We start from the raw sequence: 26,795 nt of genomic DNA, 5'->3' as shown, positions 1-26,795 counted from the left end.
ACAGGGGCCAGCAGAGCTACCGTGCCCAGACGCCGGCGGCCCGGCGGTCGGCGTTCGCCATCTCCTCCGCGCCGTCGCGGACCGCATTTCCGAGGTCGACGAGTATCTCGTTCAGCGCGGTGGCCGCCTGGTGCCACTTCAGCTGCTCGACCTGGTAGGCGGCCGCGGCCTCGCGGGTCCACAGCTCCCGCAGCGGGGCGATCTGCGAGCTCAGCTCGTCGAGCGCCGCGTTGAAACGGGCAGCCGTCGCGTGGATTTCCTGGCGGATCGAGTATTCGATTTCGCCGAAGTTGTAGGACAGGACCTGATCCACGGTCGATTTCTCCCTCACAGGTTTCCGCCGGCAGCCGCGATGCGCCGGGCGTGGTTCTCGCCGGCCTCCAGCAGCGCGGCCTCGTTGTGCCGGATTGTCTCGGCGATCGTGTGCAGGACGTGGTAGAGCCGCGTCGACTCGGCATTCCAGCGATCCACCACGTCTTTGAACCGCGCGACGGCGATCCCACCCCACACCGAGCGCGGCACGGTGTTCATGCGGCCGATGAACGCCTGCAGCATCGCCCGGATCTCGTCGTTGCGCGCGTCCGTCGTGGCCGCGACCGAGCGCATGAGGGCGAAGTCGGTGCTCAGTGTGTTCGCCATATCAGATTCGACCGCGAGGGAAGGCATTCGGTTCCGTCCGATTTGTCGGCTCAACCGATCGCGTGGGCGGACCGCACCGCCTGTTCACACGCACCCCGGACGGCCTCCTCGTGGGCGGGGCGGCTCTGGCATCCGACGCTGATCCGGACCGGCCCGTCGAGCAGCACGGTCCAGCGCACGTGGTGCGTGGCGCGCACTTCGCGATAGGTCACCGCCGGGCGGCCCGCGCTGCCTCCCGAGGGATTGAAGTCGACGAACACCCCGGCGGGCTCCGCGTCGATCGCGCGTTTCAACCGCTCGGCGGTTCCGCTCAGCGTTTCGCCGGGCACCGGCGACTGGGTGATGTGCAACGCCACTTCGGGATCCGACGGGGACGTGACCTGTAGCCGGGCCGACCCGGGCCCGGTGATCACCCGCTGCGCGGGCCAGTCTGCGGGCACGGTCAGCGCCACGCGGCCCTCGACCAGAAACGTCGTGGGCGCCATCGGCACCGCGGTCGGCGGCGAGGGGCTACGGCCACCGCTGGGCGCCCCGCCCGAGATCGCCAGCGGCAGGACCGTGAGCGCGAGGGCGGCCGCCGCGAGCCCGCCCGCCGTCCGCACCCGGTATCGAACGCCCCTGACTTCGCCGCCGGCCGCCGCTTCGGGCACGGCGTCCCCCAGCGAGGAAGCCGACCGGGCCAACCGTGCCAGCCGCGCGTCTCCGATCTCGACGGCTGCGGCACCGCTCCGGCGCACGGCGGCGGCGATCAACGCCGCGAGGGCCGGCGCGCCGGTCACCGCGCTCGGCGCGTCGATCAGGATCACCGCGGCAGCCGTGCGAGCGACGGCCGCCGCGACCTCCTCGGCAACCGAATGCGTCTGCCCGACAAGCGGTATCGCGGCGACCTCGGCGCCGCTGATCGCCACGAGTCGCTCGGCGATCTCCGCCACCACGACGGCCCCGGCGTCGGCTCGGGCCTCGGGCGCCCGGGCCAGCAGCCACGACCTGGGACGGGTCAGGGTGTCATGGCCGAGGGTCTTGGCGGCGCCGGCCACCCGGTCGACGCGCGCCGACGGCCACCACGACGGGTGCACGACGAGCAGGCCGTCGCCGTCGGCGCATTTCACCGACCGCAGCGCGGCGCGCCACAGCGAATCGACCGCGACCGGGCGGCCATCGAGCAGCGCCACCCGATCGTCCACCGCGGCCAGCGCCCCGCGCACGACCTCGCCAAGCTCCTCGTCGGCGGCTTCGCTTGTCCCGCAGCATAATCGGCGGATGGTGCCCGGGCCGGCCTCGAGGACCGACCGATGGCGCGTCATGGGGACGGGCTCCACGCCACCTGTACCAGCTGCCCGGCGCCGGCGCGCGTAGTCAGCACACCACGTCCGGGAGGCATCGACCGCGGGCGGCCGCCGCCCCACGGCGCGCCCTCGGCCGGGCACCCACTCATCATCAGCGCCATGCAGCCCAGGTCGCGCAGGCCCGCCAACACCGGCTCGAACAGCGCGCGCTCGGCGCCACCGCTGCGCCGAGCCAGCACCAGATGAAGTCCCAGATCCCGTGCGTACGGCAGATATTCGACGATGGCCGCGAGCGGGTTGCCCGCCGGTGTGGCCACCAGGTCGTAGTCATCCACCAGGACGTAGAGGTCGGGGCCCGACCACCAAGGGCCGGCGCGCAGCTGCGCCTGGCCGACATCGAGCGGCGGCATCCGGCGCCCCAGCGCCTCGAGCAGATCCGGTAGCAGCCGGCCCAACGCGGCAGGGGTCATGGCGTAGCCGCCGAGGTGTTCCGATTCGACGACGCCCAATAGGGTGCGGCGGAAATCGACGATGAGCAACTGGGCTTCGGCCGCGGTCTTCGTCCGCATGATCTCGCGACACAGGGTCCGCAGCGTGGCCGTCTTCCCACACTCGTTGTCCCCGAGGATCAGCAGGTGCGAGTGTTGACCGAAATCGACTGCTACCGGCGCCAATCGGCGTTCCTCCAGGCCGAGGAGGACCCGCGCACGCAGCTGCGCACCAGCCCGGCCGAGGACGGCGTCCGCGTCCACGCGCGGGGGGAGCAGCGGTATCGGCGGGGCGTCCGTTCCACCGTGACAGACCCGCTCGGTGGGCAGAGCGATGACCATGTGCAGGCCCTCGGGGGACAGGCCACGGCCTGGGCTGTCGAGGGGTACCTGCTGCGCGCGCTTGCGATCGATCTCGGAATCCGCCGGGTCGCCCAGCCGCAACTCGACGCGGGTGCCGATCTGATCCCGCAGCGAGGGCCTGATGTCGGCCCAACGCGATGCCGACAGCACCACGTGCACACCGAACGAAAGCCCCTGCACGGCAAGGGCGGCGATCGGTGCCTCGAGTTCTTCGAACTCGTGCCGCAGGGCCGCCCACCCGTCGACGACGAGGAACACGTCGGCGGGCGGCTCCCCGTCCGGCGCTGCGCGGCCTCGGAAGCCCTCCCGTTGGCGTACCAGGGATTCCATCTCGGCGACCACACGCCGCGCCAGCTCCGGGTCGGCCCGTCCGGCGACGGCGCCCACATGCGGCCAGGCGCACACCGAGCCCAGCGCGCCGCCACCGAAATCCAGGCAGTAAAACCGCACCCGTCCCGGGCCGTGGGCGGCCGCCAACGCCGTGATGAGCGTGCACAGTGCCGTCGACTTGCCCGATCGGGGCGCGCCGACGATCGCCACATTGCCCGCGGCTCCCGACAGCTCCACCAGCAGAGGCGTCCGGCACTGCTCGAACGGGCGGTCGACGATGCCGATCGGCGCGGCGAGGCCGTCCGCCGCCGGTCGGACGTCGCGCAGCAGCGTGTCCAGGGCGGGCGCCGCCCCCAGCGGGGGCAGCCAAACCTGGTGCGCCGGCGGCCCATATCCCGTCAGCCGGTCGAGGATGGATTCCAGGACGGTCCGCGTGGCCGAGCCGTCCCCGTCAGACATTTGCGCCACCGGGCCGGTCGGCCGGGTGCTGAAGATCCGGACCGACGTCGTCGGCGCGGGTGCCGGCACCCTGCCGGACACAAATGAGCCCTGAAAGCGAATCGGCTCGCCGCTGCTCGTGCGCAGAAAGCCCGCGCCGGGCGTGCTCGGCAAGTGGTATGCGTCAAGCGTTCCCAGCACCGCCCGTGATTCGGCGGCGGACAGGGTCTTCAGGCAGATCCGATAAGAGAGGTGGGCGTCCAGGCCGCGCAGCCTTCCCTCGTCGAGGCGCTGACTGGCCAGCAGCAGGTGAATGCCCAGCGACCGGCCGAGCCGGCCGATCGCCAGGAACATGTCGGCGAACTCGGGGTGCTGGCTGAGCATTTCGGAAAACTCGTCGACGATGATCAGCAACGTGGGCAGGGCATCCAAGCGGCAGCCCGCCCGTCGCGCGCGTTGGTAGTCCGCGACGCCCGCGCACCGCGCCGCCCGCAGCAGCCGTTGCCGACGGTCGATCTCACCGGCGAGCGCGTCGCGCATGCGCGCGACGAGCGGCGCCTCGTCGGCCAGGTTGGTGACGACGGCGGCGACGTGCGGAGCCCGCGCCAAGTCGAGAAACGTTGCGCCCCCTTTGAAGTCGATGAGCAGCAGGTTCAGCGCCGCCGGTGAGTTTCGGGCCATCATCCCCAACGCGATGGTGCGCAGCAGCTCCGATTTGCCCGAGCCGGTGGCGCCCACACAGAGCCCGTGCGGCCCCTGACCGTCTTCCGCCGCCTCTTTGATGTCCAGTTCCAGCGGCGTGCCGTCGAGCGCGGTTCCGATGGGGACACGCAGCCGATGGCGGTCGCCTTGGCGGCGCCACCACGCCGGCGGATCGAAATCGGCGAGGTTGCCGAGCCCCGCTGCGTCCCGCCAGGCGCCAGGCGCCGCCGGGCCGCTTTGATGCATCGCCAGTCGGCGGGCACACGTCAGCGCGTCCAGCATGTCCATCCGGTCGGGGCATTGCAGCGGTTCGGCTTCGCCACCGCGTCGGATCGTCACCGGCAGGCCCTCCCGGCCGGGGCCGACCTCGAGGAGCGTCGCACCGGCGATGGTGCCGGTCGCCGCGGGCGCACCGAGGTCGGCGACGACGATCGCATGGGATTTCAGGTCGGCGAGCGCGCACCGCACCTCCGCCGGACTTCGATACACCATCCGGGCGGAGCCCACCGCATCGGTGGCGGCCGGATGTCGATTGTGCGGCAACCACTTCAGCCAGTCCCAGTGCTCTCGATTCGCGTCGCCGACCGCCGCGACGATCAGCAACTGATCCGGCGGGTAGCGCACGGCGAGCTGGCAGATCATCGCGCGCAAGAGTCCGCGCACCGCGGTCTGGTCGCCGTCGATCGTCACCGTTCCGGGGCCGGGCAGGACGATGGCAACCGGCGCGTCCGCGACGGTCGAGTGTGCCCGAAGGAAGCGACGCAGGGCCGTCGCGGTGACGGGATCCGCGGGCTCATGGGGTGAAGGCTCCGGGGCCACCAGTCGCGCTGGCAGCGGCTGGCTCCCGACACCGACGCGGACGACGCAGAAGTCCGGGTCGGACGCACCGCCCTCCCACATTCGCGCGCCGCCGATCAAAGTCCACAGCGTGTCGGGGTCGGGATGAGCGCGGAGCAGCGAAAGGCGCTGTGCGGCGGCCATTTCGGTGACGGCCACACGGAGTCGGCTCAGGTACCGGAGGTAGTCCACGCGGTCGGCGTCGATTCCCCGCCCCTGCCGCTGGCGACGCCCGACGGCCGCCGACACCGCCAGGGAAACCAGCGTCATCGCCGGAAACGCCAGGAGCGTCGGATTGCGAGTGAGCGTCGACCCCGAGCCAAAAGCCGCCGCCATGATGCCGAGGCCCCCAACCGACACCACGACGGGCAGCCATCCGGGTGATCGTGGCGGTGGGAAACACGGCGGCGCATCGATCGCGATATCGGCGGCCCCGACCGTCGGCGGCGGCCGCCGCGACACCGGCGCGAAACCCTGACTCATCCCGGCCCCTCCCACCGTCGGGGCGACGGTATGCAGCGCCGAAATCGGTCGCAAGTCGCCTGTGGATAGCCGGATTCCGCGGGATCGGAAACCGGTTACCGTGCCGCTGACCCGACGAAAGGAGGCGCCGATGCCGGGGCCCGATCGGGGACTGCGGCGCGTGTCGGTTCACGACGGCAGCACCGCCGTCGACTTGGCCCTGCCCGCGGGCGTCCCGGTCGCCGTCCTGATGCCGTCGATCGTCGACATCCTCGACGGCCGCGACGAATGCGGTTCGGGCGAACCGGTGGCGAGGCGCTACCGGCTGTCCCGGCCGGGCGCGGCCGCGTTGAACACCTCGACAACCCTGGCGCAACAGGGTATCCGGGACGGTGAGGTGCTGGTCCTCACCGAGTCCGCCACGCCGCCGCCCGCTCCGCGTTGCGAGGACGTGGCGGAGGCGGTGTCCGCGACGCTGGACTCGACGGCCCGGCCGCGGAGCGGCTTGCGGCACCGGCAACCGGCCCGGCTGATCGGCGCGATCGCGGCGAGCGTCCTGACCGGCATCGGCGGGCTGACCCTCATCCACACCGCGTTCACCGCCAACGTCACCGGCGCCACCCTCGGCGTCACGGCGTCGGCCGGCTTGCTGGCCCTGCTCTGCGCGGGGGTTGCGCACCGCACGCATGGGGATGCATCCGCCGGGCTCGCGTTGAGCCTGATCGCCACCGCATTCGCCGCGGTCGCCGGCTACCTCGCGGTGCCCGGCGCCCCCGGTCTGCTCAACGTGGTGCTGGGCGCGATGGCGGCGGCCGTCACCTCGGTCTTGGCGCTGCGCCTGTCTGGCTGCGGCGCGGTCACATTGACCGCCCTCGCCTGCGTCGCGACGATGATCGCCGCCGCGGCATTCGTCGGGGTGATCACCGCCGCACCGCCGCACGTCATTGGCGCGGTATCCGCGCTGACGTCCCTGGGCCTGCTCGGCGTGGCGGCGCGGATATCGATCGCTCTGTCCGGGTTGTCGCCGCGACTGCCACCCGCACCGGACGTGGACGCCAGGGCGATCCGCGCCGACACGTGGTTGACGGGCCTGCTCGCCGCGTTCGCGTGCGGGGCCGGCCTGGGCGCGGTGGTCACCGTCCTCGCCGGGGCCCCGGGGCCGCCCCGCCTTGTTTTCGGCGCCCTCACGGGCGCGTCACTGTTGCTGCGCGCTCGTCGCGGCGACGGCGGAGTCGGCCCGGTGTTCGTCGCATGCGGAACCGGAGTCATCGCAACGACTTTCGCTATCCTCGCCGCCGGTGTGCCAAGTGGAGCATGGACGGCGGCGATGACGGCAGCGCTGGCCGCCGCAGCCATGTGCCTGGGCTTCGGGGCTTCGCCGTCACCCGTGCTGCGCCGCGTCGTCGACCTGCTGGAAACTCTGGTTCTGGTCGCGATGGTGCCGGCTACGTGCTGGGTTTGCGGCGTCTACGGCGCCGTCCGCGGATTGAATCTCACATGACCGCGTCGCGCGCCGCGCGGCTCGTGGCCGTGTCGGCACTGGTAGGGCTGCCTCACCTGGGGGCCCCGGCGGCGCATGCGGTTTCACCGCCGAGCATCGACGACAAGTGGCTGCCGGGGCCGGCCCTGCCGGCGCCACCGTGGCCGACCCTGCAACGCGAGATCTGCGCGACGATGACGACGGACGCGACACAGGGCGGCGAGCTCCCACGCCTGCGCGACCTGCCCCGGGTCTGGCGACTCACCCGCGGTGCGGGACAACGCGTCGCGGTCATCGACACCGGCGTCGCACCGCACCCCAGGCTGCCCGGCGTGGTGCCCGGCGGCGACTACGTATCGACCGGCGATGGCGCCCAGGATTGCGACGCGCACGGCACCCTGGTGGCCGGAATCATCGCCGCCGCAGCCGATTCCCCGTCCGGCGGCTCCGCCGGGGTCGCCCCCGAAGCCACCGTGATCAGCATCCGCCAGTCCAGTTCGAAATTCGCCCCCGCCGGCGACCGCTCGCGCGCGGCGGTCGGCGATGTGGACACCATGGCCAAGGCGGTCCGCACTGCCGCCGACCTCGGCGCGTCCGTGATCAACATCTCCTCGATCGCTTGCGTTCCGGTCGGCTCGACACTCGACGACCGGGCGCTGGGCGCCGCTGTGGCGTATGCGGTCGACGTCAAGAACGCCGTCGTCGTGGCCGCGGCCGGCAACAGCGGCGGCGCCGCCCAGTGCCCGCGTCAGCGGTCCGACGCGACCTGGCAGACGACCACAGTCGTGGTCAGTCCGGCCTGGTACGACGACTACGTGCTGACCGTCGGTTCGGTCAACTCCGACGGCGCGCCGTCCGACTTCACCCTGGCAGGCCCCTGGGTGGATGTGGCCGCCACCGGCGAGGGCGTGAGCGTGCTGGGCGCACAACCGGTTTCGGGCACCAGCTACGCGGCGCCGGTGGTCAGCGGGCTGGCCGCGCTGATCCGGTCGCGCTTCCCGGCGTTCACCGCGCGGCAGGTGATGCAACGCATCGAGTCAACCGCGCACCACCCACCGGCCGGATGGGATCCGCTCGTCGGCAACGGCACCATCGATGCGCTGGCCGCGGTCAGCACCGACACCAGTCTCCCCGAAACCACCAGGCCGACGACGGCACCCGTGCCGATCGTCGCGCCACCGACGGCGACACCGCCGGATCGACACGCCCGTGACGTCGCATTGCGGGGCGCCGCCGTCTGTCTTATCGCGCTGCTCGGACTCCTGGCGGCCGGACGGTTACGGGCCTCCGGTAACCGTGTCGCGGGCGACTGACGCGCCCTGCCTGCTCAGTTCCGGTCCCGACGGCAGGGCCGCCAGCACGGTCCACGGGGCGGGAATCGGCGCCGGCAATCCGAGGGCACGCTCCGCGTCGTCGTCGTGGATGGCGAACCGCACCCCGGTGTCCGTGACGAGGTAGCGCGTGCCGGTGCGGTTTCCGCCGCGCACGTAAGCGCTCCGGCCGGGTGGCAGGGATACCGCGTCCAGGGCGGGGCCACGGCCATCGGCTTGGGACAGGGCCACCGCGGTGCGGCCGGGCGACAGCGGCAGGCCGCCCCCGACGAAAAACGCGGTGTCGAAATCTCCGGCCGGCGCGGGTCGCGACATGACGCACAGCGTGCCGCCACCGTCGAGTTCCGGTGCGCGGTCGGGGAAATCGGCCACCGGCAGCACGTTGGCGACCGCTGCGGCGCGGATCGCGTCGGGTGCGACGGTGACGGCGTTGGCGGTGCCTTGCGAATCGCTGAAGCGCAGGAGGTCGGCGGCGACGCGCCCGATGCGCTGGACCCCGGCGGGCAGAACGACGTAATACTCGTCGGCGTCGCCACGCGCGATGCGCAGCACGCTGCCAACGGAAAACCCGGGCATCCCGATCGCGGCGGTGCCGAGCCCGCGAATCCGTGGGGCCCGTATTGCCGGAGCCTCGGGCGCCGCGTTGAGCAACGCCTGCGAGACGATTTGCGGCGCGCGACCGTCCAGCCGGAGCGCACGGACCACCGCGGCATTGGAGAGGTCCACCACCGCGCGTTGACCGTTGAAAAGGAGATAGGCCGGCGAGCCCGACGCCGGCGCAACAAGGAGCGCGTGGTCGGATGCCAGGGGGTGGACCGCGGATGCTCCGGCGGGCCCGACGACGACGGTCGTCGCGCCGCCCCCGTCCGTGTCGCAGATCGTCCACGCCGATTCGTCCGCGCGCAGCGGCGCGCCGATCAGCTGTGGCGCGCCCGGAATGCCGAGCAACGGACCGCGCTTGGTACGGGCCACATCGGACTCCCGGACCGGCTGGGGGTTCGCGGCCGTCCCCGCGATCAACCGCGCCGACGCCAGGTTCAGCACCGGGTGCCAGGCGTCGCCCACCCGCACGTACAGGGCGCCCGATTGGCGGTCCATGACGATCCGGGCCTGCCCGAGATCCGCCTGGGGCCGCAGCACGCCAAGGAACGCGCAGCCCGCCACCGCGATGGCCGCCAGGACGCACCCGGCCCCGAGTGCCGCCGACGGGGCCCGCAGCGGTCCGTCGGCATCAATGTCCCCGCCCAGCAACGCGCGCTCGAGGCGGCGCAGCAGGAATCGGTAGCCGCTGACCTGCAGCCGGGTCGTCGGCCGGCGCAGCTGCGAACGGTCCAAAATACCCTCGAAAAACTTGTGGAATCCGTCTCCCCGCTCCAGTTAAGCCGCAGGTAGAGCGCCGCCGCACCCGTTATCCACAGGCCGACGAATTTCGATTCGCGCTGGTTGCCGGTAATATTTCGGCGTGTCTTCCCACCGCATAGGTCGCTGGGTGGGCCCGGGGGTTTCCGCAGTGCTGACCGCCGCCGGCCTGCTCCTGTCCCCCACGGCGACGCCGGTCGCCTCCGCCTTCGACTGCCCGGATGTCGAGGTCATCTTCGCCCGCGGCACCAACGAACCGCCCGGCCTCGGCCGCGTCGGTGACGCCTTCGTGGACTCGCTGCGCCAGCAGACCGGCCTGAACATCCTGCCCTACGGGGTGAACTACGCGGCCAGCAAGCTGCAGCTGCACGGCGGCGACGGCGCCAACGACACCATCGACCGCGTCAAGAAGAGCGTCGAGACGTGCCCCAACACCAAGATCGTGCTGGGCGGTTACTCGCAGGGCGCCTCGGTGATGGACATCGTGGCCGGCGTTCCGATCGGCGGCATCAACTGGGGCAACTCCCTGCCGCCGCAGTACGCCGGCAACATCGTGGCCGTCGCTACCTTCGGCGACGTGGCCGACCGCGCCGGCGGCACGCTGCCGGCCCAGAGCGCGCTGCTCGGGTCCAAGGCGATCGACCTGTGCAACCCGCAGGACCCGATCTGCCACGCGGGCCAGGGCAACGAGTGGACCGGCCACACCGAGGGCTACGTCCCGGCGTACACCACGCAGGCGGCGGCCTTCGTCGCGTCCAGGCTGATGACCGGGACCAACCCGCAGGTGCCCGGCTACGGCCCGCAGTACGCACCGCAGGCACCGGGTTACGGGCCGCAGGCACCGGGAACCGTTCCGTCGGTGCCCGGTACCGTCCCGGCGCCGAACGCGCCGAACGCGCCGGCCACGGTGAATCCTCAAGCGCCGCTTGTCTAAATCGTTACCGGGGCTTGATTTTCGGCCCGTAGCCTCGTCGTGTGAGGCTGATCCGCTTGGGGCTGACCGTCGCATTCCTCGCGGCGGTCGCGCTTTTCGTCGTCCCGAAGCTGTTGCCGCTGGCCTCGGCGTCGTGCCCGGACGTCGAGGTGGTGTTCGCCCGGGGCACCGACGAGCCGCCGGGCGTCGGGAAGGTGGGCCAGGCCTTCGTCAACTCGTTGCGCCAGGACACCCGCAAAAGCGTTGGCGCGTACGCGGTTAACTACCCCGCCAACAAGGACTTCCTGGCCGCCGCCGACGGCGCGAACGACGCCAGCAACCACGTCCAGCAGATGGCCGGCAACTGCCCGAAGACCAAGATGGTGCTCGGCGGGTATTCACAGGGGGCCGCGGTCATCGACATCGTCACCGCCGCACCGCTTCCCGGCCTCGGCTTCCAAAAGCCGCTGCCCGCCGCGGCCGCCGATCACGTCGCCGCGGTCGCCCTGTTCGGGAACCCCTCGGCCCGGGCGGGCGGGCTGATGAGCGCGCTGACCCCGGACTTCGACGGCAAGACCATCGACCTGTGCAACACCGGCGACCCGATCTGCTCCAACGGCGGCAAGTGGAGCGCGCACCTGGGCTACGTGCCCGGATTGACCAACCAGGCCGCAACTTTCGTCGCCAGTCGCGTCTAGGCCCGATGGTGGCGACCCGCAGCGCCCGGCTACGCCGCGCTCGCGATCGCCACTAGCCCGGGGTGCGCAGATCGCGCGTGATCAAAATCCGCGCGGCCAGCTGGTCGTCGGGCGGGTAATCGACGCCGACCATCGTCAGCCCGTGCGCGGGCGCGGCGGCGAAGTCGCTGGATCGGTCCGTGGCGGAAAGCAATTCGCGGCACCAGGAGACCGGGCGCCGGTGCTCGCCGCCGCCCAGCAGCGCCCCGACCAGCGACCGCACCATCGACCAGCAGAACGCGTCGGCACTGACGTGCGCGGTGATCAGGTCGCCGTCCCGGGACCAGTCGAACCGCTGCAGGTCGCGGATGGTGGTGGCGTTCTCCCGCTGCCGGCAGAACGCCGCGAAGTCGTGCAGCCCCACCAGCTCCCGCGACGCGGTGGCCATCGCCTCGACGTCCAGGTCCCGGGGCCACGCGGTGACGTAGCGCGCCTGCTGCGGCTCCGCCCCGTAGGGCGCCGTCGACAACCGGTACTCGTAGTGGCGCCGCAGCGCCGAGAACCGGGCGTCGAAACCCGCTGGGGCCCGGGCGATGTCGAGCACCCGGACGTCGGTGGGCAAGAACCGGCCCAGGCGGCGCACCAGCGGCAGGAACTCCGGCTCGCTGCGTGGGGGCACCTCCCGCTTGCGGGGGAGTGCGCGCGGGTAGGCGTTCGGCAGCGCGTCGGCGGGCACGTCGACGTGGGCGACCTGCCCGGTGGCGTGGACCCCGGTGTCGGTGCGCCCGGCCGCGCGCAGCCGCACCGGAACGCGGAAGACCGTCGTCAGCGCCTCATCGAGGACGCCGGCGACGGTCCGCTGCCCGGCCTGGGCAGCCCAGCCCGCGAATTCCGTTCCGTCGTAGGCGATGTCGAGCCGCAGACGGACCTCAAAATCCGGGTGGTTAACTCTCGTCAGCCTCGTCGTTCGCCTCGGCGGCCTCGGCCTCGGCCCTGGCGGCCACGGCCTCGTCGTGCTTTTCCTCGGCGGCCGCCTCGGCCTCCGTGGCCTCGCCGGCGTCCGCCTCGGTCTCCGTGGCCTCGGCCTCGGCCGGCTCGGTGACGTCGACGACCTCCTCGGCCGTCGGGCCCTCCGCCGCCTCGGGCTCGACCGCCGCCTGCGGCGCGGCGGCCGCGGCGACGGGCGCGTCCACCTTCTTCGACGCCTTGACCCGGCGCGCCCGGTCGGCCTCCGACGTCACCGTCTTCTCCCGCACCAGTTCGATCACGGCCATCGGGGCGTTGTCGCCCTTGCGCGGTTCGACCTTGATGATGCGGGTGTAGCCGCCGTTGCGGTCGGCGAAGAACGGCCCGATCTCCGCGAACAAGGCGTGCACCACGTCCTTGTCGCGGATCTTCTTGAGGACCTCCCGACGGTTGTGCAGCGTGCCCTTCTTGGCGTGCGTGATCAGCTTCTCCGCGTACGGCCGCAGCGCACGGGCCTTCGGCTCGGTCGTCTTGATCCGGCCGTGCTCGAACAGCGACGTGGCCAGGTTGGCCAGCAGGGCCTTCTGGTGCGAAGACGACCCGCCGAGGCGAGGGCCCTTGGTGGGCTTGGGCATTGCACTATCTCCTCAGTGGGGCCGACCCCCGTATCAGGTAGGGCCGGGACGGACTTTGTGTTAGAGCTGTTCGGTTTCCGCGTAGTCCTGGTCGTCGTAGGCGGCCTCGGTGGACCAGGTGCCGGTGGCGACGTCGTAGCCGGCGACCTCCGACGGGTCGAAGGTCGGCGGGCTGTCCTTGAGCGACAGGCCCAGCTGGTGCAGCTTGACCTTCACCTCGTCGATGGACTTCTGGCCGAAGTTGCGGATGTCGAGCAGGTCGGACTCGGTGCGGCTGACCAGCTCGCCGACGGTGTGCACGCCCTCGCGCTTGAGGCAGTTGTAGGACCGCACGGTCAGGTCCAGGTCGTCGATCGGCAGCGCGAACGACGCGATGTGGTCGGCCTCGGCCGGCGACGGCCCGATCTCGATGCCCTCGGCCTCGACGTTGAGTTCGCGTGCCAGGCCGAACAATTCGACCAGCGTCTTGCCGGCCGAGGCCAGCGCGTCGCGCGGGGTGATCGAGCTCTTGGTCTCGACGTCCAGGATCAGCTTGTCGAAGTCGGTGCGCTGCTCGACGCGGGTCGCGTCCACCTTGTAGGTGACCTTGAGCACCGGCGAGTAGATGGAATCGACCGGGATGCGGCCGATTTCGGCGCCCGAGGCCCGGTTCTGCACCGCCGGCACGTAGCCGCGGCCGCGCTCGACGACGAGCTCGACCTCGAGCTTGCCCTTGTCGTTGAGGGTCGCGATGTGCATGTCGGGGTTGTGCACGGTCACGCCGGCGGGCGGCACGATGTCACCCGCGGTGACCTCGCCCGGGCCCTGCTTGCGCAGGTACATGGTGACCGGCTCGTCCTCCTCCGAGGACACGACCAGGCCCTTGAGGTTCAGGATGATGTCGGTGACGTCTTCCTTCACGCCGGGCACGGTGGTGAACTCGTGCAGCACGCCGTCGATGCGAATGCTGGTGACGGCCGCGCCGGGGATCGACGACAGCAGCGTGCGCCGCAGCGAATTGCCCAGGGTGTAACCGAATCCCGGCTCCAACGGCTCGATGACGAACTGGGACCGGGTGTCGGTGAGGACGTCCTCGGACAGTGTGGGTCGCTGTGAGATCAGCATGGTGTTTCTTCTTCTCCTTCTCGGCACCCGCTATTTGATGCCGGTCAGACCTGAACCAGGTTGGCCCAGGGGGTCTTTACTTCGAGTAGTACTCGACGATCAGCTGCTCGGTCAGCGGCACGTCGATCTGCGCGCGCTCGGGCAGTTGGTGGATGAGGATGCGCTGGCGCTCCCCCACGACCTGCAGCCAGCTCGGGATCGGGCGGTCGCCCGCGGTCTCCCGCGCGATCTGGAACGGCACCGTGTTCAGCGAGCCGTCCCGCACGTCGACGATGTCGTACTGCGACACCCGGTAGCTGGGGACGTCCACCTTCACGCCGTTGACGGAAAAGTGGCCGTGGCTCACCAGCTGGCGGGCCATCCGTCGGGTGCGCGCCAGGCCGGCGCGGTAGACGACGTTGTCCAGCCGGCTCTCGAGGATGCGCAGCAGCTCCTCACCGGTCTTGCCGGGCTGCCGCACGGCCTCTTCGTAGTAGCGGCGGAACTGCTTTTCCATCACGCCGTAGGTGAAGCGGGCCTTCTGCTTCTCCTGCAGCTGCAGCAGGTACTCGCTCTCCTTGATCCGCGCGCGGCCGTGCTGGCCGGGCGGGTAGGGGCGCTTCTCGAACGCCTGGTCGCCGCCGACGAGGTCGGTGCGCAGCCGGCGCGATTTGCGGGTGATGGGTCCGGTGTAACGAGCCATGATTCTGCTAGACCCTTCTGCGCTTCGGCGGACGGCAACCGTTGTGGGGCTGCGGGGTGACGTCGGAGATCGCTCCGACCTCCAGGCCCGCCGCCTGCAGCGACCGGATCGCGGTCTCGCGGCCCGAGCCCGGGCCCTTGACGAACACGTCGACCTTGCGCACGCCGTGCTCCTGGGCCTTGCGCGCGGCGTTCTCCGCGGCCAGCTGGGCGGCGAACGGGGTCGACTTGCGCGAGCCCTTGAAGCCGACGTGGCCCGACGACGCCCAGGCGATGACGTTGCCCTGCGGGTCGGTGATGGTCACGATCGTGTTGTTGAACGTGCTCTTGATGTGCGCGGCGCCGTGCGGAATATTCTTCTTTTCCCGCTTCCGGGTCTTGTGCTGCCCCTTCTTGGGGGCCGAGCCGCTCGCCTTCTTCGGTGGCATTCGGTTACCTGGCCTTCTTCTTGCCCGCGATGGTGCGCTTCGGGCCCTTGCGGGTGCGCGCATTGGTCTTGGTCCGCTGGCCGCGCACCGGCAGGCCGCGGCGGTGCCGCAGGCCCTGGTAGCAGCCGATCTCGATCTTGCGGCGGATGTCGGCCTGCACCTCGCGGCGCAGGTCACCCTCCACCTTGAGGTTGGCCTCGATGTAGTCACGCAGGTGGGTCACCTGGTCATCGGTGAGGTCCCGGGTACGCAGGTCCTTGTCGATGCCGGTGGCGGCCAGGATTTCGTTGGCGCGGGTGCGGCCGACGCCGAAGATGTACGTCAGCGCGATCTCCATCCGCTTGTCGCGCGGGAGATCGACGCCTACTAGTCGAGCCATAGGTGGCGTTTCCTCTTTTTTCTAGGCGGAGGTCTGATCCCAGCCCGCTCCCGCTTCAGTGTTTGAGGCGGGGCCCGGCCTCCGTCCGGGCGTGGATGAACGGCGAATCCGCTCAGTGGTGCTGGGAGGTCTGCATTCAGTTGTCGAAACGCAGGGTGTCAGCCCTGGCGCTGCTTGTGGCGCGGATCGGGGCAGATCACCATGACCCGCCCATGCCGACGGATCACCCTGCACTTGTCACAGATTGGCTTGACGCTCGGGTTCACCTTCACGGCTGGTCGATCCTGTTCTGTCTTCTCGTCGGTGGTCGGTTCGGGCTTCTCGTCACTTGTACCGGTACACGATGCGGCCCCGGGACAGGTCGTAGGGAGACAACTCCACCACCACCCGGTCCTCGGGCAGGATGCGGATGTAGTGCTGCCGCATCTTGCCGCTGATGTGGGCGAGCACCTTGTGGCCGTTTTCCAGCTCAATGCGGAACATCGCATTGGGCAGGGGCTCGACCACGCGGCCCTCGACCTCGATGGCACCGTCCTTCTTGGCCATACTTGTCAGCAATCCTCGTCATTCGTTTCGTTCGCGTCAGCGCCCGGATCGGCGCGACATACACACCGACTTCGAAACGTGAGCCGGTGACAGGAAATTCCTAGGGACTGGGCACACAAAAAGCCGGCGCGGAAACCGCACCGTTGGTCCACGATACCTGGTAAGGGGCCCTTACCCAAATCGCCGTCAGAGAAATCCGGCCCTTCTGCACGACCTGCCAAACCCGGCCTGACAAGGGCATACTTGACGCCGATGAGCAGCCCCACAGACTCCGCGGTGCAAGCGCGCAAACCCGTCCTGCTGACCGTCGACGACGATCCCTCGGTATCCCGCGCCGTCGCCCGCGACCTGCGCCGCCACTACGGCGACCGCCACCGCATCGTGCGGGCCGAATCGGGCCCCGACGCCCTGGAGACGCTCAAGGAGCTCAAGCTGCGCGGCGAGACGGTCGCGGTGCTCATCGCCGACTACCGCATGCCGCAGATGAGCGGCATCGAATTCCTCGAGCAGGCCATGGACCTGTACCCGGCGGCGCGGCGGGTGTTGCTCACCGCCTACGCCGACACCCACGCCGCCATCGACGCGATCAACGTCGTCGACCTCGACCACTACCTGCTCAAACCGTGGGACCCGCCGCAGGAGAAGTTCTACCCGGTCATCGACGGGCTGCTGGACGCGTGGCGTACGGCGCCGGAGCGCCCCATCCCGCACACCAAGGTGATCGGGCACCGCTGGTCGGAGCGGTCCTGGCAGGTGCGCGACTTTTTGGCCCGCAACGGGCTGCACTACTCGTGGTTCATGGCCGACGACCCCGACGGCGAGCGGTTGCTCAAGGCCGCCGGCGCGGATTGCCTGCGGCTTCCGGTCGTCGTCACCGAGCGCGGCGACACCCTCGTCGAACCGACCGACGCGCAGCTGGCCGACACCCTGGGCCTCACCACGACGCCGTCGCAGGAGTTCTACGACCTGATCGTCATCGGCGGCGGGCCCGCGGGCCTGGCCGCCGCCGTCTACGGCGCGTCCGAGGGACTCCGCACGGTGCTGATCGAACGCACCGCGACGGGCGGCCAGGCCGGCCAGAGCTCACGCATCGAGAACTACCTCGGCTTCCCCGACGGGGTGTCGGGGGGCCAGTTGGCCGAGCGCGCGCGGCGGCAGGCCGAGAAGTTCGGGGCGGAACTCATCACCGCCCGCACCGCGACGGCGCTGGAGGTCAACGGCGCCAAGCGCACCGTGCGATTCGCCGACGGCGGCTCCATCGACGCGCACGCGGTCATCCTGGCCACCGGCGTCGCCTACCGCCAGCTGCCCGCCGAGGGCTGCGGCGAGTTGACCGGCCGCGGCGTCTACTACGGGGCGGCGGTCTCCGTCGCCTCCGAGTGCGCGGGCGAGGAGGTCTACGTCGTCGGCGGGGCCAACTCCGCCGGGCAGGCCGCGATGTACCTGTCCCGCGAGGCCAAGTCGGTCACCATCGTGGTGCGCGGCCCGTCGCTCGAGGCCTCGATGTCGTACTACCTGATCCAGCAGATCGAGCAGCGACCGAACATCACGGTGCGCACCTGCACCGAGGTGCGCCGCGCCGTCGGGGACGACCACCTACAGCGCCTGACCCTGGTCGACAACAGGACGGGGGACACCGAGGACGTCACCTGCGCGCGGATGTTCATCTTCATCGGGGCGGCGCCGCGCACCGACTGGCTGGACGGGGTGGTCGCCCGCGACGACCATGGCTTCGTCCTCACCGGACCGGACCTGCGCAACGTGTGCGGCTGGGCGCTGGACCGGCCGCCGCACCACCTGGAGACCAGCGTCCCCGGCGTGTTCGCCACCGGCGACGTCCGGGCGGAGTCCGCCAAGCGCGTCGCCGCCGCCGTCGGCGAGGGATCGATGGCGGTGATGCTGGTGCACCGCTACCTCGCCGAATCATGACCGAGACGCCGTGTCAGCCCGGCGAGCTGCGCAGCCTGTTCCTGTTCGAAGCCCTCTCCGACGAGCAGCTCGAAGCGTTGTGCGCCAGCGGGCACATCGAGCACTACCAGCCCGGCCCGATCTGTGTCGAGGGCGAACCGGCCACCTGCCTGTACGTCCTGATCGAGGGCGAACTGGCGATGTCGAAGCTCTCGGGCGGCCAGGAGATCGAGACCAACCGGACCTCACAGCGGGGGGTGTATGCGGGCGCCTGGCGGGCCTTCACCGGCAACCTGCAACACCAGAGCTACGACGCGACGGTGTACGTCACCAAGCCGTCGAAGTTCTTCGTGCTCGACGCGCCGGCGTTCGCCCGCTTCATGCAAGACCAGTTCCCCATGGCGGTCCACCTGCTCGACGGGATGGCGGTCGGCCTCGAGCGCACCCGGCGGATCATCGACAACCGGGAGAAGCTGCTCGCGCTCGGCCAGCTGTCCGCCGGTCTGACACACCAGCTGAACAACCCGGCCGCCGCCACCGTCCGCGCCGCCTCGGAGCTGCGGCAGCGGGTCGCCGGGATGCGCCAGAAACTCGCCATGCTCGCCGACGGGACCGTCACCCCGGAGGCGCTGCGGGCGCTGGTGCGGTTGCAGGAAGAGGTCGCGGACCAGGTGGCCAAGTCGGCCTCGGCGAACCTGACGGCGATCGAGACGGCCGACCTCGAGGACGCCGTCGGCGAATGGCTGGAAGACCATGGTGTCGAGGGCGGTTGGGACATCGCGCCGACGTTCGTCGAGGGCGGCATCGACACCGGCTGGCTGGAACGCATCGCCGCGGCGACCGAGGAGCTCGGCGCCTCGACCTCGCTGGAGAAGGCCATCCGCTGGCTGACCTACACCGTCGAGGGCGAGCTGCTGCTGAACCAGATCCTGGAGGCCAGTAAGCGGATCTCGGCGCTGGTCGCCGACGCCAAGCAGTATTCGCAGATGGACCGCGCCCCCTTCCAGGTGGCCGACGTCCACGAGCTGCTGCACAGCACGCTCACGATGTTCGCCGACCGGTTGGGCCCGCATCCAAGCAGCGACGCCAAAGTCCAGGTGGTCAAGGAATTCGACAAATCGCTCCCCCAAATCCCTTGCTACCCAGGCGATCTCAACCAGGTGTGGACCAACATCATCGATAACGCGCTCGCCGCGATGCGCGACGGTGGCGGCACCCTGACCATCCGGACCGGCCGGCAGGGCAACATGGCCCGAATCGAAATCTGCGACACCGGGCCGGGGATCCCCGACGACGTGCGCGAGCGCATCTTCGAACCGTTCTTCACCACCAAACCGTTCGGGGAAGGCACGGGCCTGGGGCTGGACCTCGCGTTCAACATCGTCGTCAAGAACCATCGGGGCGACCTGCGCGTGGAATCGGTTCCGGGCGACACGCGGTTCATCGTGCTGCTTCCGCTGGACGCGCCGACGGCCCAGGAGCCGGATCTTCCGGAATAGGGGCGTCGCGGCGCGGGTTGGGGACGACCATTCCCTATCGCTGCGGCAGCGCCACGATCTTGTTGTTGTGGCCGGCTACGTAGACCGTGCCGTCGACGCCAACCGCGAGACCCCAGGGATAGTCCAGGCTGGCGAACGGCAGGACGACCTGCTCGCTCGAGCCCGGCGAAAGCTTCAGGACCCGGTTGTGCGCGCTGTCGGTGACATACACCGCACCGCGAGTGCCCACCGTCACCCCGCCGGGAGTGGAGAGGCCGCTGAAGGGCAACGTGCTCTGGACGGTCGAGCCGCGGGCCAGCGCCAGGACCCTGTTGTTCCCGCCATCGGCGACATAGATCGTTCCGTCGTCGGCGACCACCAAACCGGTGGGGGAGTTGAGACCGGTGAAGGGTAGGACGCTTTCCGTGCTCGAGTGGGCGGGAAGGGCGACCACCCGATTCTTTTCGGTGTCGGTGACGTAGACGGTGTGGGCGCGGTCCACGGTCAGGCCGGTCGGGTTGCCGAGGTCGTTGAACGGCAGCTGAAATTGTTTCTTCGAGCCGGCGGCGAGCACCACCACCCGCTTGTTGCCGGCGTCGTTGACGTACACGGCGCCGGTGTCGTCCGTCGTCACGCCGGTCGGAAAGCTCAGGCCGTCGAACGGCAGCAAGGTTTGCTCGGTCGAACCCGCGGCCAAGGCCAGCACCCGATTGTGCAGAGTGTCGGCGACGTACACGGTGCCGCCGCTGTCCACGGTCACCCCTTCGGGCTCGCGCAAGCCGCTGAAGGGCAAGGCCGTCTCCGGGGGGCCGCCCACGTGCTCGCTGACGGCAACCAGAGCAAGCACTACGGCAACGACGGCGAGCAGGGCGGCTACCGAGATGCGCAAGGATCTGCTCACCCACCACGGCCGAGACGGCGCGACCCGTGAAGACGCCGCAGGCGCGCTCGTCGGGGACAGCCCGTCGACGGGGTTGGCGGGGTTTGCGGGGTCTTCCGTGGCGGCGTTGCGCGGGGCCGCGAGTGGCTCAACCGGGGGCGGCGAGCTCGGCGTGGAGAGGGCCTCGCGGGCGGCTCTCGCCAGCTCCGGAGCGGTGTCATAACGGTCGCTCGGCCTCTTGGCCATGCCCTTGGCGATAACCGCGTCGAAGCCGCGCGGCAGCGCCGGGTTGAAGTCCGACGGCCGTGGCGGCGGGGCGACCACGTGGTTGCCGATCTGTTGCTCCAGGGTGTAGCCGCCGATCGCGTGCTCTGCGGTCAAGCACTCATAAAGAACGCAGGCCAACGCATAAACGTCCGAGCGGGCGTCGACCGCGGGGGCGTCGGCGTCTTCGGTTTTGAACCGTTCGGGGGCCATGTAGCGGAAGGTCCCCACCATGCCACCCGTCGTCGTCAGACCCCGCCCGTCGGCGGTGAGGACGAGCCCGAAGTCGATCAGGTAGGCGTAGTCCTCGTCGTCGAGCAGGATGTTCGACGGTTTCACGTCGCGGTGCAACAGGCCGACCTGGTGTGCCGTGTGCAACGCCTTGGCGATCTGCTCGATGACGTGCACCGCCCGCGCCGGCGTCAGCGGCCCGCTGTCCAGGACGGACTGCAGATCTTTGCCGTCGATCAGCCGCATGTCCAGGAATAGCCGCCCATCGATTTCCCCGTGGGTGTGGATCGGGACGATGTGCGGACTGTTCAATCGGGCAACCGCGTGGGCCTCGCGTCGGAACCGACGCTGGAATACCTCGTCGCGGGAAATGTCGGCAGACAATATTTTGAGCGCGACAATGCGATCGATGACGGTGTCGTAAGCCCGCCACACCAAGCCCATGCCGCCACGACCCAGCACTTCGATGAGCTGGTAGCGCCCGAACGAAATTTCCTGCAGAACGCCTCCCGGAACGCCGTTTCAGCACCATAACGCGCCCTCGACAATGGTGGCAGGTATTTGGCGGGGCTGCTGCGCGGCCCCGGCGGGCGCGGGCACGCCGTGCATCCGGCCCGGAATAGGGCAGGGCGGCCGGCGGGTTGGGACAACCATGACCAAACCCAACCTCGGCCGGTTCGGCTCCTTCGGACGCGGCGTGACGCCCCAGCAAGCCAAAGAAATCGAATCCCTGGGTTACGGGGCCGTCTGGGTGGGCGGTTCCCCGCCCGCCGAGCTGGCCTGGGTCGAGCCCCTGCTCGAGGCCACGACGACGCTGCAGGTGGCCACCGGCATCGTGAACATCTGGACGGCGGCCGCCGGGCCGGTGGCCGAGTCGTTCCACCGCATCGACAAGGCCTACCCGGGCCGCTTTTTGCTGGGCATCGGCGTCGGCCATCCCGAGGCGCACACCGAGTACCGCAAGCCCTTCGACGCGCTGGCCGGATACCTGGACCAGCTCGACGAGTACGGCGTGCCAGCGGACCGGCGCGTGGTGGCGGCCCTGGGCCCGCGGGTGCTGAAGCTGTCGGCCGAACGCGCCGCCGGCGCCCACCCCTACCTGACCACCCCCGAGCACACCGCGCAGGCCCGCGAGCTGATCGGCCCGTCGGCGTTCCTGGCGCCCGAACACAAGGTGGTGCTGACCACCGACCCCGAAAAGGCCCGTGCGGTGGGCCGCAAGGCGCTCGACATCTATTTCAACCTGGCCAATTACCGCAACAACTGGAAGCGGCTGGGCTACTCCGACGACGAAGTCGTGCGACCGGGCAGCGACCGGCTGGTCGATTCGGTAGTGGCCTACGGCACCCCCGAGCAGATCGCCGCGCGGCTGAAAGAGCACCTCGACGCGGGCGCCGACCACGTCCCCGTGCAGGTCCTCACGAAGGATGAAAACCTGGTGTCGGCGCTGGCCGAATTGGCGGGGCCGCTCGGACTGGGCTGACCGACTTCGAAGGGGGCACCGATGACCGAGGCAGCGGCACTCAAACCCGACCTGGGGCGGTTCGGCGTATTCCTGGCCACCCGCTCGATCACGCCCGATCTGGCCGGCCGGATCGAAGCGCTCGGGTACGGCGCGGTGTGGGTCGGCGGGTCGCCGGACGCGGACCTGACCTGGGTGGACCCGGCCCTGGCGCAGACCGAGTCGTTGCAGCTGGCCACCGGGATCGTCAACATCTGGTCGGCGCCGGCGCCGGCGGTCGCCGAGTCCTACGCGCGCATCGAGGCCGCCCACCCGGGCCGGTTCCTGCTCGGCGTCGGGGTGGGGCACCGGGACCGCACCGAGGAGTACGTCAAGCCGTACGACGCCCTGGTCGGCTACCTCGACGCGCTCGACGCCGCGATGGTGCCGACCAGCCGCCGGGTGCTCGCGGCGCTCGGGCCGCGCGTGCTGGCGCTGGCCGCGGAACGCAGCGCTGGTGCCCACCCGTATCTGACCACGCCGGAGCACACGGCCAAGGCGCGCGAGCAGGTGGGCAAGTCGGTCTTCCTGGCGCCCGAGCACAAGGTGGTGCTGACCACCGACCCCGACGAGGCCCGCGCGATCGGCCGCCAAACGGCCGACCGCTACCTCGGGCTCAGTAACTACGTCAACAACTGGCTGCGACTCGGGTTCACTGAGGACGACGTGCGCAAGCCCGGCAGCGACAAGCTGATCGACGCGGTGGTGGCGTACGGCACCCCGGAGGCCATCGCGCGGCGCCTGGGTGAACATCGCGAAGCCGGGGCCGACCACGTGGCGGTCCAGGTGCTGGGCGCCCCGAACGACGAGGCGGTGGTGTCGGCGTTGCGCGAGCTGGCCGGGCCATTAGGGCTAACTGCCCCAAACTGATCATCCGGCTCGGTTAGGGTGTGTGACCATGCGATTGCTGGTCACCGGTGGAGCCGGCTTCATCGGCGCGAATTTCGTGCACAGCACGGTGCGGGATCATCCCGAGGATTCCGTGACGGTGCTCGACGCCTTTACCTATGCCGGGCGGCGCGAGTCGCTGGCCGACGTCGAGGACGCCATCACTTTGGTCAAGGGCGACATCGCCGATGCGGCGCTGGTCGCCGCGCTGGTCGCCGAGTCCGACGCGGTCGTACACTTCGCCGCCGAGACCCACGTCGACAACTCCCTCGAAGACCCGTGGACGACCCTGCAGACCAACGTGGTCGGGACCTACGCGATCCTGCAGGCGGTGCGCCGCCACGATGTCCGGCTGCACCACGTCTCCACCGACGAGGTCTACGGCGATCTGGAGCTCGACGAGCCCAGCCGGTTCACCGAGTCGACGCCCTACAACCCGTCGAGCCCCTACTCGGCGACCAAGGCCGCCAGCGACCTGCTGGTCCGGGCCTGGGTGCGGTCCTACGGCGTGCGCGCGACGATCTCCAACTGCTCGAACAACTACGGGCCGTATCAGCACGTCGAGAAGTTCATCCCGCGCCAGATCACCAACGTGCTCACCGGTCGCCGCCCCAAGCTGTACGGCGCGGGCGCCAACGTTCGGGACTGGATCCACGTCGACGACCACAACAGCGCGGTCCGGCGAATCCTGGAAAAGGGTGAGAACGGCCGGACCTACCTCATCGCCGCCGAGGGCGAGCGCGACAACCTGACGGTCATGCGCGCGATCCTGCAGGCGCTGGGCCGCGACCCCGACGACTTCGACCACGTCACCGACCGCGCCGGCCACGACCTGCGGTACGCGATCGACCCGACGACGCTGTACAACGAATTGGGTTGGACGCCAAAGCATGCCAACTTCGAGGAGGGCCTGCGCGCCACCGTCGAGTGGTATCGCGACAACGAGTCGTGGTGGCGGCCCCTCAAGGAGGCCACCGAGGGCCGCTACGAAGAACGGGGCCAGTGACATGGGAGTGCGCGAGCTCAAAGTCCCCGGCGCCTGGGAGATCACTCCGAAGATCCACGGCGATTCCCGCGGCATGTTTTTCGAATGGCTCACCGACCGCGCGTTCACCGAGTTCGCCGGCCATCGGCTCGACGTCCGGCAGGCCAACTGTTCGGTGTCGTCGGCCGGCGTGCTGCGCGGTGTGCACTTCGCACAGGTGCCACCGAGCCAGGCGAAATACGTGACGTGCGTGTCCGGTTCGGTCTTCGACGTCGTCGTCGACACCCGCGTCGGCTCGCCGACTTTCGGCCAGTGGGACTCCGTCCTGCTCGACGACAAGGACCGCCGGACGGTCTACATCTCCGAGGGCCTCGGGCACGGGTTCCTTGCGCTGCAAGATAATTCGACGATCGTGTACCTGTGTTCGTCGGAATACAACCCGCAGCGCGAACACACCATCTGCGCGACTGACCCGGCGCTGGCGATCGACTGGCCGCTGGTCGACGGCGCCGCCCCCACGCTGTCCGACCGCGACGCCGCGGCGCCCAGCTTCGAGGAAGTGCGCGCGGCCGGTCTCCTGCCCACCTGGGACGAGACGCAGCAGTTCGTCGCCGGGCTGCGCGATACGTAACGACCGATGAAGCGTCGGGTGCTGCTCATCGCCGCCGCCGCGGCCGTCGCCACGGGCCTGGGCGGCTGCGCCAAACCCGACAACGCTTTGAGCACAACATCTTCCAGCGCGACCCCCGCCGGCACTGCGCCCACGACCGGCCCCGTGCGGGTCACCATCGGCGGCCGGCCGGAAAACCTCAGCGGCCCGGTGGTGTGCGGCACGAACAACGGCAAGTTCTCCATCGCGGTCGGCGACATGGCCACCGGCATCATCGTCGGGCTGGAGCCCGACGCGTCGGTGGTCCACGGCGCCGGGCTCGGCACGGTCGACGGGGTGGTCTTGAGCTTCACCGAGGGTGTGCCCGGCGAAAACGCCACCGCCACCAAGACGGACAACACGTACAAGATCACCGGCATGGCCAGCGGCACCGACAACGCGGGCGCGCAGGTGCACAAGCCTTTCGAAGTCACCATCACCTGCCCGTAGCCGAGTATCCTGCCCCAATGGCGTCGAGCTTCTCGGGCAAGACCGCATTCGTCACCGGCGGGGCGTCCGGCATCGGCGCCGCCCTGGCCGCCAACTTGGCCGGCGCGGGCGCCGAGGTCTGGATCGCCGATCGCCAACTCGAGGCGGCGCAACAGCTGGCGCAACGCCTGAGCGACGGCGGCGCGACGGCGCACGCGATCGAGCTCGATGTGCGCGGCTACCCGGCCTTCGAAAGCGCCGTCACACAAGCGGTGCGGCAATCCGGGCGCATCGACTACCTGTTCAACAACGCAGGCATCGGCGTGGGCGGCGAGGTCGACTCGTACACGCTCGACGATTGGAACGACGTGTTGGACGTGAACCTGCACGGCGCGGTGCACGGGATCCAAGCGGTGTATCCGATCATGATCCGGCAGCGCTCGGGCCACATCGTGAACACGGCCTCGATGGCCGGCCTGCTCGCCTCGCCGGGTGCCGTGAGCTACACCGCCGCCAAGCACGCCGTCGTCGCGATGTCGAGGGCGCTGCGGGTGGAGGCCGAGCGCCATGGCGTGTCGGTGTCGGTGGTGTGCCCCGGCGCGATCCGGACCCCGATCCTCACCGGCGGCAAGTACGGACGCATGACAAAGACCGGCGCGGGCGACGAGGCGCTGCTCAAGTTCTGGGAGCCGATGCGCCCGATGGCACCCGAAAAGTTCGCCGAGCGGGTCCTTCGGGCCGTGTCGCGCCGCGACGCGATCATCATCGTGCCGGGCTGGTGGAAGGCATTGTGGTATCTGGAACGGCTCTCGCCGGCCGCATCGACATGGAACGCGAGGCTCGCACTCAAGCGCCTGCGGGCGATGGATTCCCGTAGCTCCGAGACCTGACCGAATAACGGTTGAAAACAAGCACTTTCGCCGACCAATGGCGTTACGATCACGCTTGTCGCTGTAGTCGGGCCGCGACCGCTTCACGTGAGCTATTGCTCGGAGGGGTCGGATGTCGTTTGTACTTGCGGTTCCGGATGTAATGGCCGATGCGGCAACGCGTTTGGCGAGCATCGGCTCGGCGATCAGCGCCGCCCAGGCCGCGGCGGCCGCACCCACGACGGGGGTGCTGGCGGCCGCCGGTGATGAGGTGTCCAGAGCCGTCGCGGCGGTGTTTTCGGGGTACGCCGCGGCATATCAGGCGCTGGGTGCTCAGGCGGCGTCATTGCACGCCCGGATGGTGCAGGCGCTCAACGCGAGTGCGGGCGCCTATTTGGGCGCCGACGCCGCCAACGCGTCGCCGCTGCAGACCCTCCAGGACGACGTGCTGGGGCTGATCAACGCGCCGACCAACGCGCTATTCGGGCGTCCGCTGATCGGTGACGGCGCCAACGGGACGACGAACGCCCAAGGGATCGGGACGCCCGGCGGCGCCGGCGGATTCCTGGCCGGCAACGGCGGCAACGGCGGCAACAGCACCGCCGTCGGCGCGCCCGGCGGGGCGGGCGGGCCTGCCGGCCTGTGGGTGGCCGTCGGGAACGGCGGGGC

At 70.2% G+C, this 26,795-nt stretch carries 27 protein-coding genes; 13 read left to right on the top strand and 14 right to left on the bottom strand.

The features are described from left to right. Window positions 1–16: 16 nt before the first annotated feature. The 4 genes from A5673_RS03425 to eccCa are packed head-to-tail and all read right to left on the bottom strand — an operon-like array spanning window position 17 to window position 5,566. The gene (locus A5673_RS03425) at window positions 17–313 is read right to left on the bottom strand and encodes a WXG100 family type VII secretion target (protein ID WP_068227118.1); all 297 of its coding nucleotides are present in this window, start codon (window positions 311–313) and stop codon (window positions 17–19) included. A 14-nt stretch (window positions 314–327) separates the two neighbouring features. Next, a complete protein-coding gene (locus A5673_RS03420) occupies window positions 328–639 on the bottom strand; it encodes a WXG100 family type VII secretion target (RefSeq protein WP_156747814.1) in 312 nt (103 codons plus the stop codon). 50 nt (window positions 640–689) lie between these two features. Beyond that, window positions 690–1,943: a type VII secretion-associated protein gene (locus A5673_RS03415; RefSeq protein ID WP_068227171.1), complete on the bottom strand. Its 1,254-nt coding sequence runs from the start codon at window positions 1,941–1,943 to the stop codon at window positions 690–692. Next, window positions 1,940–5,566, bottom strand: a complete 3,627-nt coding sequence (gene eccCa / locus A5673_RS03410) for a type VII secretion protein EccCa (RefSeq protein WP_068227114.1) — start codon at window positions 5,564–5,566, stop codon at window positions 1,940–1,942. The genes A5673_RS03415 and eccCa overlap by 4 nt, the downstream gene beginning before the upstream one ends. Before the next feature lie 130 nt (window positions 5,567–5,696). Between eccCa and eccD the strand changes: the two genes are divergently transcribed. Next, window positions 5,697–7,046, top strand: a complete 1,350-nt coding sequence (gene eccD, locus A5673_RS03405) for a type VII secretion integral membrane protein EccD (protein WP_068227167.1) — start codon at window positions 5,697–5,699, stop codon at window positions 7,044–7,046. Then, window positions 7,043–8,338 carry a type VII secretion-associated serine protease mycosin gene (mycP, locus tag A5673_RS03400; RefSeq protein WP_068227111.1) on the top strand — a complete coding sequence of 432 codons (1,296 nt, stop codon included), beginning with the start codon at window positions 7,043–7,045 and terminating at the stop codon, window positions 8,336–8,338. The genes eccD and mycP overlap by 4 nt, the downstream gene beginning before the upstream one ends. On the opposite strand, the gene eccB is transcribed toward mycP, so the two are convergent. Then, window positions 8,303–9,691, bottom strand: coding sequence for a type VII secretion protein EccB (gene eccB / locus A5673_RS03395; RefSeq protein WP_304442554.1), 1,389 nt, complete (start codon window positions 9,689–9,691; stop codon window positions 8,303–8,305). The two genes, mycP and eccB, sit on opposite strands and share 36 nt — an antisense overlap. Before the next feature lie 127 nt (window positions 9,692–9,818). Between eccB and A5673_RS03390 the strand changes: the two genes are divergently transcribed. Continuing rightward, window positions 9,819–10,649, top strand: coding sequence for a cutinase family protein (locus A5673_RS03390; protein WP_068227109.1), 831 nt, complete (start codon window positions 9,819–9,821; stop codon window positions 10,647–10,649). 56 nt (window positions 10,650–10,705) lie between these two features. After that, window positions 10,706–11,326 carry a cutinase family protein gene (locus A5673_RS03385; RefSeq protein WP_082958522.1) on the top strand — a complete coding sequence of 207 codons (621 nt, stop codon included), beginning with the start codon at window positions 10,706–10,708 and terminating at the stop codon, window positions 11,324–11,326. Window positions 11,327–11,378: 52 nt separating this feature from the next. On the opposite strand, the gene truA is transcribed toward A5673_RS03385, so the two are convergent. The 8 genes from truA to infA all read right to left on the bottom strand — a co-directional run bounded on the left by truA (window position 11,379) and on the right by infA (window position 16,044). Continuing rightward, window positions 11,379–12,263, bottom strand: a complete 885-nt coding sequence (gene truA / locus A5673_RS03380) for a tRNA pseudouridine(38-40) synthase TruA (protein WP_082958521.1) — start codon at window positions 12,261–12,263, stop codon at window positions 11,379–11,381. Then, complete coding sequence (gene rplQ, locus A5673_RS03375) at window positions 12,250–12,906, bottom strand: 50S ribosomal protein L17 (protein WP_068227103.1); 657 nt, start codon at window positions 12,904–12,906, stop codon at window positions 12,250–12,252. The genes truA and rplQ overlap by 14 nt, the downstream gene beginning before the upstream one ends. A gap of 60 nt (window positions 12,907–12,966) precedes the next feature. After that, window positions 12,967–14,010 (bottom strand): DNA-directed RNA polymerase subunit alpha, encoded by a 1,044-nt coding sequence (locus A5673_RS03370; RefSeq protein ID WP_068227101.1) that lies wholly within the window; start codon window positions 14,008–14,010, stop codon window positions 12,967–12,969. A gap of 76 nt (window positions 14,011–14,086) precedes the next feature. Further along, window positions 14,087–14,692, bottom strand: a complete 606-nt coding sequence (gene rpsD, locus A5673_RS03365; protein WP_066907573.1) for a 30S ribosomal protein S4 — start codon at window positions 14,690–14,692, stop codon at window positions 14,087–14,089. Between the two features lie 7 nt (window positions 14,693–14,699). Further along, on the bottom strand, window positions 14,700–15,119 hold the full coding sequence (gene rpsK, locus A5673_RS03360) for a 30S ribosomal protein S11 (protein ID WP_067873528.1): 420 nt from the start codon (window positions 15,117–15,119) through the stop codon (window positions 14,700–14,702). Between the two features lie 4 nt (window positions 15,120–15,123). Beyond that, a complete protein-coding gene (gene rpsM / locus A5673_RS03355; RefSeq protein ID WP_066907568.1) occupies window positions 15,124–15,498 on the bottom strand; it encodes a 30S ribosomal protein S13 in 375 nt (124 codons plus the stop codon). Between the two features lie 158 nt (window positions 15,499–15,656). Then, window positions 15,657–15,770: a 50S ribosomal protein L36 gene (gene rpmJ / locus A5673_RS28095; RefSeq protein ID WP_003919293.1), complete on the bottom strand. Its 114-nt coding sequence runs from the start codon at window positions 15,768–15,770 to the stop codon at window positions 15,657–15,659. Window positions 15,771–15,822: 52 nt separating this feature from the next. Beyond that, on the bottom strand, window positions 15,823–16,044 hold the full coding sequence (gene infA / locus A5673_RS03350) for a translation initiation factor IF-1 (protein ID WP_003418601.1): 222 nt from the start codon (window positions 16,042–16,044) through the stop codon (window positions 15,823–15,825). Window positions 16,045–16,296: 252 nt separating this feature from the next. Between infA and A5673_RS03345 the strand changes: the two genes are divergently transcribed. After that, entirely contained in the window at window positions 16,297–17,973 is a 1,677-nt protein-coding gene (locus A5673_RS03345) for an FAD-dependent oxidoreductase (RefSeq protein ID WP_068227099.1), read from the top strand. Next, entirely contained in the window at window positions 17,970–19,451 is a 1,482-nt protein-coding gene (locus tag A5673_RS03340; protein ID WP_068227097.1) for an ATP-binding protein, read from the top strand. Before A5673_RS03345 ends, A5673_RS03340 begins: the two co-directional genes overlap by 4 nt. A 34-nt stretch (window positions 19,452–19,485) precedes the next feature. Here A5673_RS03340 and A5673_RS03335 read toward each other — a convergent pair whose 3' ends face one another. Beyond that, a complete protein-coding gene (locus tag A5673_RS03335) occupies window positions 19,486–21,273 on the bottom strand; it encodes a serine/threonine-protein kinase PknD (protein ID WP_255396623.1) in 1,788 nt (595 codons plus the stop codon). A 184-nt stretch (window positions 21,274–21,457) separates the two neighbouring features. Between A5673_RS03335 and A5673_RS03330 the strand changes: the two genes are divergently transcribed. From A5673_RS03330 to A5673_RS03300, 7 genes are all read left to right on the top strand, one after another. Then, on the top strand, window positions 21,458–22,288 hold the full coding sequence (locus A5673_RS03330) for an LLM class F420-dependent oxidoreductase (RefSeq protein WP_068227093.1): 831 nt from the start codon (window positions 21,458–21,460) through the stop codon (window positions 22,286–22,288). 21 nt (window positions 22,289–22,309) lie between these two features. Next, a complete protein-coding gene (locus A5673_RS03325) occupies window positions 22,310–23,176 on the top strand; it encodes an LLM class F420-dependent oxidoreductase (RefSeq protein WP_068227091.1) in 867 nt (288 codons plus the stop codon). A gap of 28 nt (window positions 23,177–23,204) precedes the next feature. Further along, window positions 23,205–24,200 carry a dTDP-glucose 4,6-dehydratase gene (gene rfbB, locus A5673_RS03320; protein WP_068227089.1) on the top strand — a complete coding sequence of 332 codons (996 nt, stop codon included), beginning with the start codon at window positions 23,205–23,207 and terminating at the stop codon, window positions 24,198–24,200. 1 nt (window position 24,201) lies between these two features. Continuing rightward, window positions 24,202–24,810, top strand: coding sequence for a dTDP-4-dehydrorhamnose 3,5-epimerase (gene rfbC / locus A5673_RS03315; RefSeq protein WP_068227087.1), 609 nt, complete (start codon window positions 24,202–24,204; stop codon window positions 24,808–24,810). A gap of 6 nt (window positions 24,811–24,816) precedes the next feature. Continuing rightward, window positions 24,817–25,278, top strand: coding sequence for a lipoprotein LpqH (locus A5673_RS03310; protein ID WP_068227086.1), 462 nt, complete (start codon window positions 24,817–24,819; stop codon window positions 25,276–25,278). Between the two features lie 17 nt (window positions 25,279–25,295). Further along, window positions 25,296–26,147 (top strand): SDR family oxidoreductase, encoded by an 852-nt coding sequence (locus tag A5673_RS03305; protein ID WP_068227084.1) that lies wholly within the window; start codon window positions 25,296–25,298, stop codon window positions 26,145–26,147. A gap of 112 nt (window positions 26,148–26,259) precedes the next feature. Beyond that, window positions 26,260–26,795 (top strand): PE family protein (locus A5673_RS03300; RefSeq protein ID WP_156747813.1); only part of this gene is annotated, 536 nt, incomplete at its 3' end.

Origin of the sequence: Mycobacterium sp. E3198, from assembly GCF_001667015.1 — a bacterium.
In the GTDB taxonomy this organism is placed as follows: Bacteria; Actinomycetota; Actinomycetes; order Mycobacteriales; family Mycobacteriaceae; genus Mycobacterium.
The sequence above is the reverse complement of the archived record's forward strand: the minus strand, read 5'-3'. Positions and strand labels throughout refer to the sequence as shown.

What these genes read in the sequence shown, in the direction of transcription:
- A5673_RS03310 (WP_068227086.1), top strand. Translation starts at nt 24,817, where the DNA reads ATGAAGCGTCGGGTGCTGCTCATCGCCGCCGCCGCGGCCGTCGCCACG.
- eccCa (WP_068227114.1), bottom strand. Translation starts at nt 5,566, where the DNA reads ATGAGTCAGGGTTTCGCGCCGGTGTCGCGGCGGCCGCCGCCGACGGTC.
- rfbB (WP_068227089.1), top strand. Translation starts at nt 23,205, where the DNA reads ATGCGATTGCTGGTCACCGGTGGAGCCGGCTTCATCGGCGCGAATTTC.
- eccD (WP_068227167.1), top strand. Translation starts at nt 5,697, where the DNA reads ATGCCGGGGCCCGATCGGGGACTGCGGCGCGTGTCGGTTCACGACGGC.
- A5673_RS03420 (WP_156747814.1), bottom strand. Translation starts at nt 639, where the DNA reads ATGGCGAACACACTGAGCACCGACTTCGCCCTCATGCGCTCGGTCGCG.
- infA (WP_003418601.1), bottom strand. Translation starts at nt 16,044, where the DNA reads ATGGCCAAGAAGGACGGTGCCATCGAGGTCGAGGGCCGCGTGGTCGAG.
- rplQ (WP_068227103.1), bottom strand. Translation starts at nt 12,906, where the DNA reads ATGCCCAAGCCCACCAAGGGCCCTCGCCTCGGCGGGTCGTCTTCGCAC.
- mycP (WP_068227111.1), top strand. Translation starts at nt 7,043, where the DNA reads ATGACCGCGTCGCGCGCCGCGCGGCTCGTGGCCGTGTCGGCACTGGTA.
- A5673_RS03340 (WP_068227097.1), top strand. Translation starts at nt 17,970, where the DNA reads ATGACCGAGACGCCGTGTCAGCCCGGCGAGCTGCGCAGCCTGTTCCTG.
- rfbC (WP_068227087.1), top strand. Translation starts at nt 24,202, where the DNA reads ATGGGAGTGCGCGAGCTCAAAGTCCCCGGCGCCTGGGAGATCACTCCG.
- rpsK (WP_067873528.1), bottom strand. Translation starts at nt 15,119, where the DNA reads ATGCCACCGAAGAAGGCGAGCGGCTCGGCCCCCAAGAAGGGGCAGCAC.
- A5673_RS03415 (WP_068227171.1), bottom strand. Translation starts at nt 1,943, where the DNA reads ATGACGCGCCATCGGTCGGTCCTCGAGGCCGGCCCGGGCACCATCCGC.
- A5673_RS03345 (WP_068227099.1), top strand. Translation starts at nt 16,297, where the DNA reads ATGAGCAGCCCCACAGACTCCGCGGTGCAAGCGCGCAAACCCGTCCTG.
- rpsM (WP_066907568.1), bottom strand. Translation starts at nt 15,498, where the DNA reads ATGGCTCGACTAGTAGGCGTCGATCTCCCGCGCGACAAGCGGATGGAG.
- rpsD (WP_066907573.1), bottom strand. Translation starts at nt 14,692, where the DNA reads ATGGCTCGTTACACCGGACCCATCACCCGCAAATCGCGCCGGCTGCGC.
- A5673_RS03330 (WP_068227093.1), top strand. Translation starts at nt 21,458, where the DNA reads ATGACCAAACCCAACCTCGGCCGGTTCGGCTCCTTCGGACGCGGCGTG.
- A5673_RS03370 (WP_068227101.1), bottom strand. Translation starts at nt 14,010, where the DNA reads ATGCTGATCTCACAGCGACCCACACTGTCCGAGGACGTCCTCACCGAC.
- A5673_RS03325 (WP_068227091.1), top strand. Translation starts at nt 22,310, where the DNA reads ATGACCGAGGCAGCGGCACTCAAACCCGACCTGGGGCGGTTCGGCGTA.
- A5673_RS03305 (WP_068227084.1), top strand. Translation starts at nt 25,296, where the DNA reads ATGGCGTCGAGCTTCTCGGGCAAGACCGCATTCGTCACCGGCGGGGCG.